Genomic DNA, 14,114 nt, shown 5'->3' with positions numbered 1-14,114 from the left:
CCTTCCACCGCTTTTTTCGGCCTATCTCCAAATTATTTGACCTTCCACTGCTTTTTTCGACCTATCTCCAACTTTATTCGACCTTCGACCAATTATTTCATCCTTCCTCCTGCTTTTTCCGGCTTTTTTTAAAAAAACAGGCTATCTCCTTCCAAAGAAATTCGGAATAGTGATAGTCTTTACATCTTTATTTAGCGATTGCGGGTGCGCAGAATTTCTCCGTTGTTTTGTCCTGGCCTCAAGCCTGCATGTTTATATTCAGGGGTAAAAACCGATGTTTTGATCGGGCAGGCGATTTGCTTCTGGACATTTCCTTTTCCGTCAGGTACCTCGACGATCATTCCCCTCTCCCTCAATTGGGGGTGTTCGGCCGCTTCAGTGAAGGTCAGCACTGGTTCTGCGCATGCCTCGAAATCAGCGAATATTTCCTGCCATTCATGAAATTCTCTTTCAAGGAAAGCCAGTCGGACGGCCGTTTTAAACCTGATTCCGCTTTCTTCATCGCTTTTCATGCTCAGTTCATACAATTCGGGTGCACCGATCGCTTCGCATAATGCTTTTCGAAATGGGGGCTCAAGGCTCCCCACTGAAAAATGGCGTCCATCTTTTGTTTCGTAAAAGTCATAAAAGGACCCTCCGTTTAACATCAGTTTTTCTGGTTCAAGCTCGAGGCCCCCTTGTAAATTCAAAGGTGCTGATATGGCATTCAAGGCAAAACTGCAGTCGGTCATGCTGATGTCGATGGCTTGGCCGAATCCCGTTCTTTCCCTGTGAATGACTGCAGATAATATACCGATAACAGCATGCAGTGAGCCTCCGGCAAGATCTGCTATTTGGGTTCCGTTTTTTGCCGGGCCGCCCCTTTTCGTACCGGAATAGCCTGATAAGCCTGCAATCGAAATATAATTGATATCATGTCCCGGTCGGTCTTTATAGGGACCAGTCTGGCCGAAGCCCGTGATGGAACAGTAAATCAGCTTCGGATTAATCGATTTTAATGCCTCATAGCCCAGTCCCAGACGTTCCATGACACCTGGACGGAATTGTTCAATGACGATATCGTATTCCTTCACTAGGTTTTTTACGGATTCGATGGACTCAGATTGTTTTAAATCAAGTGTGATCGACTTCTTCGATCTGTTAAGATATTGGTTCACACCCCATGAATCCTTTGCTCCTGGTCTCTCTACCTTCAAAACGTCCGCTCCTAAATCCGCTAGCATCAAAGTCGCAAATGGGCCTGGCAGTAACGTTGAAAAGTCCAATACTTTTAAATGAGTCAATAAGGTCATCAGCCGTGCACCTTCCCTTTCCATTGGAAATATTAAAAGCTTTCCAGTCGTTCTGTATATGCAATTTAGCAGAGATTACAATTATCATATAATACCTCTCACCAGATTTGTATAAATTTCCATTTAACAAAAATAAAAAGCTAGGAATCAGCTTCCTAGCTTTTTGATAATGAGCCTAACAAGTAAAAGCCGGACAATACAATACTGCATTGTCCGGCTGATTTCACTCTAAGCTTGTTCATTCATATTTTTTGTCAAAGTCAAATTCGACTTCATCAAGTTTAACGAATTTAGTTTTTCTTATCAGTTTATAGCCAAACCATAGACCAAGGAAAAGCGGGATTCCCAGGTATGCAGCGATGACACTGCCCCAATCGATGTGGTCTGAGAAAAAGGCCTGGATATTTTGGGACAGGATGACGATCATGCCAATTAATATGGCAAAGATCGGACCTATCGGGAACCATAATGCCTTATATGGCAGCTTCTCCAATGAATGGCCTTGAGCGATGAATGCCTTCCGGAAACGGTAATGGCTGATGGAAATGCCCAGCCAAAAGATGAATCCTGTAATTCCAATGGCATTCATTAACCAAATATACACTTTACCATCACCGAATATGGAGGCTAAAAAGGCTAGCATGCCGATGGAACATGTCAAAATCATTCCTGCAACCGGTACTCCCCGTTTATTAAGTTTTGCAAAAATACGCGGTGCCTGCCCATCTTTTGCCATTGAATATAACATACGCGTTGATGCATATAGACTGGAGTTACCAGCTGATAATACCGCTGTTAAAATGACTGCATTCATAAGTGAAGCAGCAAAGGCCACTCCAGCTTTTTCAAAAATGAGCGTGAATGGGCTTACCATGACGTTATCACCTTGTAAACTTGGGTTCGTATAAGGGATAAGCAGTCCTATTACAAAGATTGCCAATACGTAAAAGAGCAAGATTCTCCAGAAGACACTTTTAATGGCCTTCGGTATATTCCGTGCAGGATCTTCACTTTCCCCAGCAGCCACGCCGACAATTTCGGTACCTTGAAAAGAAAAGCCAGCCGCTATGAATACGATGAAGACACCCATGAATCCACCCGGGAAAGGCGCGTCATCGACGGTGAAGTTTTTAAAACCTACTGCTTCGCCGCCCATAATGCCAACGATCATTAGCAGCCCGGCGATTATAAAAATAACGATGGCCGTTACTTTTATGAAGGAAAACCAGTATTCCCCTTCACCATATCCTTTAACGGATAAATAGTTCAATAGGAAAATGAGCACCAAGAATGATGCACTCCACAACAATGATGGACTATTCGGAAACCAGAATTTCATGATCATTGTCGAGGCTGCCAACTCTGCGGCTATCGTCATCGACCAATTGAACCAATACGTCCATCCCAAGGCAAAACCAAATGCCGGATCGACGAATTTCGATCCATAGGTACTGAAAGAACCGCTTGTAGGCATAAATGCTGCCAGTTCCCCTAAGCTTGTCATCACAAAGTACACCATTGCCCCAACTAAGGAATAAGCAAGTAATGCTCCGCCTGGCCCAGCTGTATGAATGGCTGCCCCGCTGCTAAGGAAAAGCCCGGTGCCAATAGCCCCACCAATGGAAATCATCGTTAAATGGCGGGATTTTAAACCACGCTTTAGTTCTTGTCCTTCTTGCTGTGGAGGATGCAAGATGTCATGTTCTTGCTTTGGTATCATAAATTTTCATCCCTTTCTATATAAGCGCTTTCATGAATGGGGAAATCCATATAATAAATTTTCTATTTCATAGACTTTCAAATAGACCTAATTTACAATTCGAATTCCTTTTCTGAATATATGCAACTTTCATGCCAGGTTTACAAAACGCAATATTCAACAAATCATCAAAAAAAACGCCTTAAATAGACAAATTTTTTTGCACTTTACGCCACGTTTTTTTGCATATTATGCCATGTTTTTTTGCACTTTTATTCATTTGGTTTAATTTAAATACATTCCAAATATTACTAAAAGAATATATTCAAAGAATATTTCTATCAAAATCCATTTTTCTCCATTTTATTCCTTTAAATGTCATATTTTTTGCGAGTTTTCTCCATTTGATAATAATATGAAATGATGTAAAAATGAGGTATTCTCATGAAGGAGTTGAAGGTTATGAAAGGTAAGGTATTTTTAGGAACTGCACTATCCATCGGTCTATTATTTTCTGCCATTCCCCATCAAGAGGCTTTAGCTGCAAAAAATGTGTTGAGTGTTGAGAAGTACAATAAGCATAAGGATTCGCTAGAATACAAGTCTGGGAAACTAACGGACCCATCAAAGCAAACCGCAGAAGATATCATTCTTACCTTTTTTGATGAAAACAAAAAGTCTTACAAGCTAGAAAAGCAAAAGGCGAAAGACTCCTTCACGATAGAGCAAGAAAGCAAGGATGAACTAGGAAATACCGTCCTTAGATTGCAACAAACCTATAAAGGCGTACCTGTATGGAATTCCACACAAGCAGTATTGATTGACGCTAAAGGAGTATTGACGGTCGTGTCCGGTACGGTTGAAGCCAATCTAAACACGAAATTAGGGAAAAAGGCTAAAAAAGGCATCAGTAAATCCGAAGCTATCAAAATAGCGGAAGCGGACCTTGGGTTCACACCTGCCTACGAACAATCACCTGAATCTGACCTATATGTATACGCAAATGAAGGCAAGGCCGATTATGTATATAAAGTGAATTTGAAATTCCTAAGTCCGGAACCAGGAAATCATAATTATTTCATTTCTGTCAAAACTGGTAAAATCCTGAATAAATATAATACAATTGATGAAGTGACGGGGACCAATTCCGTCGGAACGGGCACGGGCGTCTTAAACAATACCGTGTCGTTGAACACTACCTTATCCAACGGTCGATACTATTTACAAGACAATACACGCGGCAAAGGCATCTACACTTATAATGCCAATAACCGTTCAAGATTGCCTGGTACACTCTTTTCCAACACGACAAATGCTTTTACTACTTCTACCGATAAAGCTGGTGTGGATGCTCATTTTTATGCGGGTAAAACCTATGATTATTACAAATCCACCTTTGGACGGGACTCTTATGATGGAAATGGAACCATCCTGAAATCAACCGTGCATTATGGCTCGAGATACAATAATGCTTTCTGGGATGGCACCCAAATGGTTTACGGTGATGGAGATGGCACGACGTTCATCCCATTGTCCGGCGGTCTCGATGTCGTTGCACATGAACTGACGCATGCCGTGACTTCCACTGAATCGAATCTTACCTATCAGTATGAATCCGGTGCTTTGAATGAAGCGATTTCTGATATTTTTGGCACCGTCGTCGAATTTAAGAATCAAAGTGCCAAAGCCGATTATTTGATCGGGGAAGATATTTATACACCGAATATTTCCGGCGATGCACTCCGTTCAATGGCTAATCCAACACTGAATGGTGACCCTGACCATTATTCGGACCGTTATACGGGAACGGGTGATAACGGCGGAGTCCACACGAACAGCGGAATCATAAATAAGGCAGCCTATTTGATTTCTGCAGGCGGAACTCACCATGGCGTGACCGTCTCCGGAATCGGCATCGATAAACTGGGAACCATCTTTTACCGGGCAAACACGATTTATTTAACTTCCTCGTCGACATTTTCACAAGCCAGGGCGGCAGTCGTACAAGCGGCCTCTGATTTATACGGTTCAAGCAGTGCAGAAGTCACAGCTGTCAAAAATGCCTTTACAGCTGTCGGTGTGAATTAAGGGATTTACCTATATGCCGACACCTCCCTAGCCTTCACTTCTAGCGGAGGTGTTTTTTCTTATGTATTGTAATGGATATCCAGGCTATTCCGATTATTTCAGCCGTCCGCTACCTTTTTTCGGCCTTCATGTGAAGAATTCCGTCCTGCGGTACCGGTAGAGCCTCAATAAAAAACAATCGTGTCGTTTGCTAAAAATGATTAATTCCGTAAAATAGTTGCTTTTCTCCTTATTAACTGTCAAGCTTAGATAATCTGGACTATATTGAATAGAACAAGTAGGTGACGAACATGATTGAAGTTAAAACTTCCACACTCAGTGATGGTGAGTTCAATAGAGGCGTATTTGCAACACGAGACATAAAAAAAGGTGAGCTTTTGCATGAGGCACCTGTCATTGCTTATCCGAACGAGGAGCATGTTTTCATAGAGAAGACATTGCTGGCTGATTATGCGTTTGAATATGGAATAAACCATACTGCCATGCTTTTAGGTTATGGCATGCTGTTTAATCATTCTTATACACCCAACGCTACGTATGACATAAACTTCAAGAATCATACGTTTGATTTCTTTGCTTACACTGATATAAAAGCAGGAGAAGAAATCCTGATTAATTATAATGGTGAAGTCGATAATGAGGATCCGCTTTGGTTCAATAAAGAAGATGACGGTGAAGATGAAGCTGAATGATCATTCATAAAAGCACTTGTACTTTTGAATACCTATCCATGGTCTTCGAAAGATACAAGTGCTTTTCCTTTCTAATGAAATAAAAAGCCCCATTTAAGAACAACTTAATGGGGTCTCTTCACCTTAACGTACGGATGGGTTACTTGATTTTGTTTTTGTTATTGATTGGAATTGGCTCTTAACCTTATCAATCGCTTCCGGTGTGGCTAGGGATCTTATTTGACTCATCGTTTTTTCACGGGTTTTCTTATTGCGCATTAAAAATGCGGCAGCTCCTATCAGGACGGTTCCAAGCATTTTGTTTGATGGCATGTTAGTTTCCTCCTTCAAGTTAGTCTATTTAGTATTCCCTCTATGGGGGGAATTAAACAAATCCATACTTTTGAGAGAGTGTGTTCGCTCTTATTTATCCACATTCAAACTTTCGATATACTTTATGCTCTCGGGATTTTTCACGACTTTTTCAGCTTGATCCGGGTCAGCTTTCGTTTGCTTCATATTATAAAGTTTATATGTCAACACTCTTTTCACTGACTCGTTAATTCTATCCATTGGAACTTCCCCTGCTTTTACTGCTTGCAGTAATCCGTTATATACCTCAAGCTCATGGGCATATTCATGACAGACAAGCAATAAATCAGCTCCTGCGAGGATGGCCTGCTTCCCCATCTCTTCATAGGAGAAATACTTGTTCACAGCTCCCATTTCCAAATCGTCGGTGACGACAAGTCCTTCATATTTAAGTTTCCCCCGAAGCAGGTCTTCTATGATGATTTTAGAAAGGCTTGCTGGTTTTTCTTTATCATAGGCTGGATATTTAATGTGGGTCACCATCACGAAAAACTTGTGGTTATCCAGTTCACTTATGATTTGCTTGAAAGGATAAATATCCGAATTTTCCAGATCAAGTTGGTTTGCCTCCACGGAAGATGTTTCGACATGCGGATCGATTTCGCTGCGTCCGTTTCCAGGAAAGTGCTTCAATGCACCGGTTATCGATACATCGTTCAAGCCTTGAATGGCTTTCTTTCCATATTGATAGACCTTTTCCGGATCTTGTCCCAATGAACGCCTATCCGTTTTCGATAGATCAAGAACAGGGGCGAAATTGATGTTAATCCCCATGGAGCCCAGTTCTGTCCCATTCAATTTGGCCACATTATACATGTCTTCAACAGATGCATTATTTCCAAGGTCCTGTTGTGCAGGGAGCGGCGATACCCGTTCCTTCATCCGAATGATCTCCCCGCCTTCCTGGTCGATGGCCACCATCAACGGAAGCGAATGGGTACTTTGATCGGCCGTTTGCTGTAGCGAATTGGATAACCTAGCCACTTGTTTAGGTGATTTCATATTGCGGTCAAAATAAATGACGCCCCCTATATGTTTTTGTTCGATAAGCTCCGTAATTTCACTGCCCTTTTCAGTTCCTTTGAAACCTACCATCATAAGCTGTCCGATTTTTTCCTCAAGCGTCATTTTTTTCAGCAATTTTTCTATTTTTTCCGCCTCGGCATCTTTCCCTTTTTCCGCTCTGGAATTCACATCCATATTCAACTGAATGAACACAACTGTAAAAGCGAGGATTGTGATGAAAAGCAGACCCCAATATATATTTTTATTCTTCATGCTTTGACCTTCAATGACATTTTCTCTGTCCTTCCTTAATTGCCCTTTTATTGATTACGCAGCACACTTCTTAATCATGTTCATAAAGTGACAATTCTATATCATCATTGCGGATTTTTTTGCATAAAGCATTAGCCACGTACCATACTACAAACATAGCCTAATTAAAAGGAGATGCCCCCATGAACGGAATCTTGAAGAATATTGCCGTCACCTTCAGTCATGCAGTCGATTATGCAAAAGAAAAAATAACAGCCATTACAGGATCAACTTCTGTTACGATAACGGAATTGTGTGAGCACATCATCAATCAGCCTGAAACAAAACTAATCAGGAAAAACCTCTTAGGTATCCCTTTTTCTTTTTATCATTTACAAAAAGAAGACGTTACGTACTATTTGGAAATGAAAAGCACACAGGTTCTCCAGTTGGATGTTCAAGCGCATAATCATACGATTGTGTCTTACAGGTCTTATCGAGATAAATCAAGCTTGCCCACGGCCATTAGATTTCCTAAAACCCTTCTATCCGAATGATTCTGGTACAAAAAATAAAAAGCTGATCCCCCCTGCACATGGGGGTATCAGCTTTTTTTAAATTATAGGGAGAAAAAACGGTCTCTTTCACTTGATATCCATTTCTCGGCATCTCCATCATCCTTTTTAACCAAGCGGTTAACGAGGATATCATGCCAAATGTAATTTTCGAGAAAATTGATATGAATGGGATCATCTGTGTAAAACGCCGTTTCCCTCGTTTCAAGAGAAGGGCCGTAAATCGTCTCCTTGCCATCGATGGATAAGATGAACCATTTGTTTTCTCCGATATTCTCCACATAGCTTGTTTTGCGATGTATATCTATACCTGATAACGGGTTTTCAACCTGAAATGCAATCCCCTTGAGAGTGCAATGCGCGGCGATCCCTTTTAGCTCTTGTTCCAGTTTTCCATACATCTCGTCCCATAGAGAAACGACCACCCTTTTCTCGGCCTTTTGAATCAAAGTACGGCAAAAGGATAGGATATGCCCTTCACCCTTAAGCGTCATTACACGATTGTCGGACATCGGTTCTATCTTCTCGAATTGTTTCAGTGTATGGCTGATGGATTGATAGGTATCGTTCCATTTTGATTGGACCGATTCCAAAAACACTTCGACTGGTAACGGTGAATATTGTATCGAGTCATTGATTTCCTCTTTTAAGACGATTCCTTCTTCTTGCAGTCCATTTAATATTTCATAGATGCGGGCCCTGGGAATTCCTGATTCCTTGCTTACTTGATAGGCACTGGTTGGGCCTTGGCGAACCAAAGAAACATAAGCCTTTGCTTCATATTGACTAAACCCGAGAGACTGTAGTTTTTGAATGATATCTTGCATGGTACCTCCTAGTGCTTTTAGTAAGTTATATGCCTATCATACCAAATCTCTTAAAGAAATCTATTCGATTTCAAAAGGGATGGCTCTTGATATTCTTATTTACAGAACGGCTTTTATTAGTTACTATCTAAATAGTGACTAATGATAATTTGGGTTATGGCTAGCATAAGCAAGCATTTCGGCCATAATGCCATTGCTACGGAGGCTTCTAATATGGAGGATATACAAATTTCAACGCTCTTGCTGCTGATGTTTTTCGGGTTTTTAGCAGCATTCATTGATTCTGTGGTCGGCGGCGGAGGCCTGATTTCCATCCCCGCTTTATTATTTTCGGGACTTCCCCCTTCTCAAGCGATCGCAACGAATAAGTTAGCAAGTTCCATGGGGTCTTTAACAAGTACCATTGCCTTCATTCGCTCAGGTAAGGTTGATTTTCGATTGGTTTCCAAACTTTTTCCACTGATTTTCATAGGTTCCCTGCTAGGGGCTTGGGTTGTCAACTTCGTCTCACCTGAATTATTAAAGCCTCTGATCTTGGTTCTATTAATAGCTATTGCCATTTATACCTTTTTTAAAAAGGACTGGGGACAGAAATCGACTTACCATAAACTCACATGGCAAAAGGCTGCACTATTTACGTTCATTATATTTGCCATTGGTTTTTATGACGGATTTTTGGGCGCTGGAACGGGTTCTTTCATTTTGTTTGCCTTTTTAATGATTGGCTTTGATTTTTTGCACTCTGCAGGAAATGCAAAATTCTTGAACTTCGGAAGTAATCTGGCAGCTTTGATCATGTTCATATTCCTTGATACCGTCAACTTTTCCTATGGAATACCGATGGGGATCTCCATGATAGCAGGAGCATTGGCCGGTTCTAAATTCGCCATTAAGAAGGGAGTGGCATATGTAAGGGTATTATTTATCATAGTAACCGTCATCCTTATCATGAAAAATATAATGGATTACGTAATGGGCGGCTAATTAAAAAATCCCGGTTACAGCAGAAAAAAATAAGATACAGCACTTTGTTCCCGCCACAGATGTGACATATAGGAATTATTTGGGTATATGATAGGTATAGACTGTGTGGAAAGGTGTGGTTGGATGATTGAAAAGTGGAATGGTGAAGAAATGGCAGATGTTTCAGGGCAAACCATTGTGATTACTGGTGCAAATAGTGGCCTTGGCTTCGAAACGGCTTTCGCACTGGCCGGTAAGGGGGCAGAGCTCATCCTTGCTGTCCGGAATGCTTCAAAGGGTGAGAAGGCGGTCGATAGAATCTTATCGGTCCACCCTATGGCGAATGTACGCGTGATGCAGCTGGATTTAAGTGATTTAAGCAACGTTCGGCATTTTGCTGATTCCTTTAAGGAAAACTATGACTCACTCTCCGTCCTCATCAATAATGCAGGTGTGATGATTCCGCCATACAGTAAGACGAAGGATGGTTTCGAGCTGCAATTCGGCAGCAATCATCTCGGTCATTTTGCTTTGACAGGTCTCCTTCTTCCGCGAATCCTTTCTACGCCAAAATCGCGTGTGGTCACATTGAGCAGCTTGGCCGCCATCAATGGATATATAGACTTCGAAAACCTAAATGGTGAAAACGGTTATAAACCAATGAGATACTATGGGCAAAGCAAGCTGGCCAATCTACTCTTCGCCCGCGAATTGCAGAACAAATTCAACCAGCATGGTGCAAGCCAGATCAGTGTTGCCTGTCATCCGGGCCTTTCCCATACTAATCTCATGTCACGCGGATCTGGCAAACCCATAAATAGATTCGTGCATTTTCTTTCGAAAACCATCACCCAGCCGGCAAGTATGGGAGCATTGCCTACCCTTTATGCCGCAACCGAACCTACCTTAACAGGCGGGGAGTATATCGGACCCGATGGAAAGAAGAGCAGAAAAGGCTTTCCTAGAAAAGACGATATCATCAATACCTTATATAATGAAGAAACTTCAAAAAGATTATGGGATATTTCAGAAACCTTGACAGAGGTCAAATATCGTTTCACTGAAAGCATTACACCAAAATGACTCTATATTTCCCCTGTTTTCTCATGAACAGTGCAAAAAAAAGAGGGAGCATAATGCCCCCTCTTTTCGCTTCCATCATTCAGCGTCAAAAACTTCGACTTTTTCCATTTTGTCGCCATTTTTCATAGCTTTGGCTGTTTCTAGTCCAGATGTAACTTTACCGAATACTGTGTGAACACCGTTAAGATGCGGTTGTGGTTCGTGCACGATAAAGAATTGGCTTGAGCCTGTATCTTTTCCGGCATGTGCCATTGATAGGCTTCCTGCCTCATGTTTGTGAGGGTTTCCTTCTGTTTCACATTTGATTTGCGTGCCGCTTCCGCCTGCGCCTGTACCTGTTGGATCTCCGCCTTGGCTTACGAAACCAGGAATGACACGGTGAAAGACTACGCCATTATAAAATCCTGTGTTTGCTAAGTTTTCAAAGTTAGCAACTGTGTTCGGTGCTTCGTTCGGGAAAAGGTCGAATTCGATTTTTTCTCCATTTTCCATAAGTATGTATCCTTTTTTAGCCATGTAAAACATCTCCTTTAATATGAACTGAATCAAATCTAATAGTACCATTTTTAGAAGCAGAAAGAAAAGCGAGCGCTACTTATTTCGAATTGTATCATTATACATTCCTATATTTTTTCTTTTATAATGGGGTAGATTCATTATTTATGAGGGGGAACGAACCATGTTACAGCAATTTGATGCATTAGTCGTGAACAAGCAAGATGATCAATTCACCGTTAACATTCAGCAACTATCACTTGATGATCTACCCCAAGGCGAAGTGCTCATCCGTGTTCATTATTCCGGTGTGAACTATAAAGATAGCCTTGCAGCAATTCCGAATGGAAACATTGTCAGCAGCTATCCGATCGTTCCGGGAATTGATATGGCTGGTGTTGTCGTTTCATCTGAGGATTCCCGCTTTAAAGAAGGAGACGAAGTCATTGCGACCTCCTACGGGATTGGTGTTTCCCAATCGGGAGGCTATAGTCAATTTGCCCGTGTTCCTGCAGAGTGGATCGTCCCGCTTCCTGATGGCCTTACAATGAAAGAGGCGATGACCATCGGAACGGCTGGTTTCACTGCAGCACTATCGGTTCTGCGATTGGAAGAAAATAACCTCAAACCTGAGCAAGGAAGCGTTCTCGTCACTGGTGCAACTGGGGGGGTTGGCAGCTTCGCTGTCTCGATCCTTTCCAAACTTGGCTATTCCGTGGAAGCGAGTACAGGGAAAGAATCGGAACATGGATACTTGAAGGAAATCGGTGCGGCGACCATTGTATCGCGTGAAGATGTATATGATGGCAAGCTGCGGGCACTGGGTAAGCAGAAGTGGAGCGGGGCTATAGATCCCGTCGGCGGTGAACCGTTAGCATCGGTCCTTAGTCAAATCAAGTATGGCGGAGCTGTTGCGGTCAGTGGATTGACAGCTGGTACATGCCTTCCTGCCACCGTCTTTCCTTTCATCTTAAGAGGGGTTAATCTACTTGGGATCGATTCGGTCAATTGCCCGATGGATACAAGATTGAAAGTTTGGCATCGCCTTGCCACCGACTTTAAACTAGAGCATTTAGAACAGCTCGTTCAACAGGAAATCACACTTGAAGAATTGCCTGACGTCCTTCCTACCCTATTAAAAGGGGAAGCAAGAGGCAGAACGATCGTAAAGCTATAAACCAAAAAGTGACGAGAGCATGGCTTCTCGTCACTTTTCATTGTGAACTTTCATTGATAGGGAGACTGATATCTACAATCGTCCCTTCTCCCACTTCGCTGCTGAAATGAATTTCCCCATTATGCTCATGGATGATTTTAGTACTGACCGTGAGCCCAAATCCCGTTCCTTTTTCAGAGGTGCTATAAAAAGGCTGCCCTAGATGCTTCATGCGCTCATTTGAGATTCCGCAGCCTTGATCTATGAATCGGATCATTGCAGAGTCCCCTTCATGGTTTAATTGTATATGAAGTTTGCCGCCATTCGGCATGGCTTCTATCGCATTATTGACCACATTCGTGAATACTTGTTTTAACTGATTCGGTTCGCCAAAGACAGATGCCGCCGAATCTGGATTATATTCCTTGATGATTTCAACATCATTCAATATCGCTTGAAACTCGGCTAATGTAATCACACTATCCAATATATCGTTAAGCTGAATGAATTCACAAACCTTCGCTTCAGGCTCTGCTAAACTTAAAAACTCATTGGCCAGGGTTTCGATTTTTTCTACTTCACTTACCATCATTTCAAGATAGTCCTTTTGCTCAGGGTCTTCCCTTAATAATTGTAAAAAACCTTTGACCGTAGTTAATGGATTTCTTATTTCATGTGCGATGCCCGCAGCCATCTGTCCTACCGCCGATAACATATTGGATTTACAGAGCAGTTCTTCGGTCTTTTTACGCTCCGTAATATCCCTGCAAAATACCTGTATGGCCGGTTGACCTTTATATATAATCGGAAGACCGAGTGTTTCTCCATAAAATACTTGTCCGTCAAGTCGAATGAACTTTTGTTCCAGTAAACCAACTGCCTGATGATCATCCCTCATGATATCGATTCTTTTTTGTACACTTTCCCGGGAATCCAGGTGAACGAACTGAAAAACCGATTTACCGATAATATCTTCCACACTATCCATCCCAAGCATTTTTGCCCCCATGGGATTCATATACTCGATGATCCCATTGCGATGTACAAAAATCGCTTCAGGTGACATCTCGACTATACTGCGATACCTTTGTTCACTTTCCTTCAAGGCAGCTTCAGCAAGTTTTTGATTCGTGATATCCCGATAAACGAAAACCAGTGCGCACGGCTCATTTTCATTATCCCGGATATTGAACAGGGAGATGCTTACATCGATTAACTGGCCGTTCTTCTTTAGCCTGACCGTTTCAAAGCCTTTCTTCTGAACCCCTGCCTTAATCTGGTCATGTAATTCATTGACTGACTCCTTCAAGAATTCTGGAATAATTGGAAACGGCATGCCAATGAGCTCTTCATTCGTCCAACCGAAAAACTCTTCAAAAGCTGCATTCACTTGAAGGGTCTTTCCTTCCAGATCAACAATGGAAATCGCGTCCGGGTTGTTCTCCATGAAAGACTTAAGTTTCTCGGTATTATCCTCCGGCTGTTCTCCCATTTGCCCTTGTCCATAATTAATAAGCCTTTTACTCATCAATTTTTTTATTCCTTTCTTATCCGGAAATTTACAGTCTCAATTTTACAGTATCAGTAAATCATTTGCCAGTTTTATCATACGATTTTTCCAGGTTAAGGATTGATG

The 14,114-nt window shown here is 41.9% G+C and carries 13 protein-coding genes; 6 read left to right on the top strand and 7 right to left on the bottom strand.

Going from position 1 to position 14,114, the window contains the following annotated elements; genetic code table 11:
- Window positions 1-191: 191 nt before the first annotated feature.
- Window positions 192-1,292: a CaiB/BaiF CoA transferase family protein gene (locus J7E52_RS05925; RefSeq protein WP_214744083.1), complete on the bottom strand. Its 1,101-nt coding sequence runs from the start codon at window positions 1,290-1,292 to the stop codon at window positions 192-194.
- A gap of 238 nt (window positions 1,293-1,530) precedes the next feature.
- Window positions 1,531-3,012, bottom strand: coding sequence for an amino acid permease (locus J7E52_RS05920; protein WP_214744082.1), 1,482 nt, complete (start codon window positions 3,010-3,012; stop codon window positions 1,531-1,533).
- Between the two features lie 441 nt (window positions 3,013-3,453).
- Here J7E52_RS05920 and J7E52_RS05915 point away from each other — a divergent pair, with 441 nt between their 5' ends.
- Together J7E52_RS05915 and J7E52_RS05910 are read left to right on the top strand one after the other, a co-directional pair.
- On the top strand, window positions 3,454-5,079 hold the full coding sequence (locus J7E52_RS05915) for a M4 family metallopeptidase (RefSeq protein WP_214744081.1): 1,626 nt from the start codon (window positions 3,454-3,456) through the stop codon (window positions 5,077-5,079).
- A 290-nt stretch (window positions 5,080-5,369) separates the two neighbouring features.
- Window positions 5,370-5,771 carry an SET domain-containing protein gene (locus tag J7E52_RS05910; RefSeq protein WP_192206858.1) on the top strand — a complete coding sequence of 134 codons (402 nt, stop codon included), beginning with the start codon at window positions 5,370-5,372 and terminating at the stop codon, window positions 5,769-5,771.
- A 123-nt stretch (window positions 5,772-5,894) separates the two neighbouring features.
- Here J7E52_RS05910 and J7E52_RS05905 read toward each other — a convergent pair whose 3' ends face one another.
- Both J7E52_RS05905 and J7E52_RS05900 read right to left on the bottom strand, forming a co-directional pair.
- Window positions 5,895-6,083 (bottom strand): hypothetical protein, encoded by a 189-nt coding sequence (locus J7E52_RS05905; RefSeq protein WP_214744080.1) that lies wholly within the window; start codon window positions 6,081-6,083, stop codon window positions 5,895-5,897.
- A gap of 90 nt (window positions 6,084-6,173) precedes the next feature.
- The gene (locus J7E52_RS05900; RefSeq protein WP_214744079.1) at window positions 6,174-7,400 is read right to left on the bottom strand and encodes a glycoside hydrolase family 3 N-terminal domain-containing protein; all 1,227 of its coding nucleotides are present in this window, start codon (window positions 7,398-7,400) and stop codon (window positions 6,174-6,176) included.
- A gap of 182 nt (window positions 7,401-7,582) precedes the next feature.
- Between J7E52_RS05900 and J7E52_RS05895 the strand changes: the two genes are divergently transcribed.
- Window positions 7,583-7,936 carry a hypothetical protein gene (locus J7E52_RS05895; RefSeq protein WP_214744078.1) on the top strand — a complete coding sequence of 118 codons (354 nt, stop codon included), beginning with the start codon at window positions 7,583-7,585 and terminating at the stop codon, window positions 7,934-7,936.
- Window positions 7,937-7,998: 62 nt separating this feature from the next.
- On the opposite strand, the gene J7E52_RS05890 is transcribed toward J7E52_RS05895, so the two are convergent.
- Window positions 7,999-8,781, bottom strand: a complete 783-nt coding sequence (locus tag J7E52_RS05890) for a TrmB family transcriptional regulator (RefSeq protein WP_214744077.1) — start codon at window positions 8,779-8,781, stop codon at window positions 7,999-8,001.
- Window positions 8,782-8,994: 213 nt separating this feature from the next.
- Between J7E52_RS05890 and J7E52_RS05885 the strand changes: the two genes are divergently transcribed.
- On the top strand, window positions 8,995-9,765 hold the full coding sequence (locus J7E52_RS05885) for a sulfite exporter TauE/SafE family protein (RefSeq protein WP_214744076.1): 771 nt from the start codon (window positions 8,995-8,997) through the stop codon (window positions 9,763-9,765).
- 123 nt (window positions 9,766-9,888) lie between these two features.
- Window positions 9,889-10,827: an oxidoreductase gene (locus tag J7E52_RS05880; RefSeq protein ID WP_214744075.1), complete on the top strand. Its 939-nt coding sequence runs from the start codon at window positions 9,889-9,891 to the stop codon at window positions 10,825-10,827.
- A 75-nt stretch (window positions 10,828-10,902) separates the two neighbouring features.
- Here J7E52_RS05880 and J7E52_RS05875 read toward each other — a convergent pair whose 3' ends face one another.
- On the bottom strand, window positions 10,903-11,343 hold the full coding sequence (locus J7E52_RS05875; protein WP_034310415.1) for a peptidylprolyl isomerase: 441 nt from the start codon (window positions 11,341-11,343) through the stop codon (window positions 10,903-10,905).
- A gap of 163 nt (window positions 11,344-11,506) precedes the next feature.
- Here J7E52_RS05875 and J7E52_RS05870 point away from each other — a divergent pair, with 163 nt between their 5' ends.
- The gene (locus J7E52_RS05870) at window positions 11,507-12,499 is read left to right on the top strand and encodes an NADPH:quinone oxidoreductase family protein (protein WP_214744074.1); all 993 of its coding nucleotides are present in this window, start codon (window positions 11,507-11,509) and stop codon (window positions 12,497-12,499) included.
- A 37-nt stretch (window positions 12,500-12,536) separates the two neighbouring features.
- Here the strand turns inward: J7E52_RS05870 and J7E52_RS05865 are convergent, their stop codons facing one another.
- Window positions 12,537-14,006, bottom strand: coding sequence for a PAS domain-containing sensor histidine kinase (locus J7E52_RS05865; protein WP_214744073.1), 1,470 nt, complete (start codon window positions 14,004-14,006; stop codon window positions 12,537-12,539).
- Between the last annotated feature and the right edge of the window lie 108 nt (window positions 14,007-14,114).

The organism is Bacillus sp. ISL-34 (assembly GCF_018613325.1).
GTDB lineage: Bacteria > Bacillota > Bacilli > Bacillales > DSM-1321 > Peribacillus.
The sequence above is the reverse complement of the archived record's forward strand: the minus strand, read 5'-3'. Positions and strand labels throughout refer to the sequence as shown.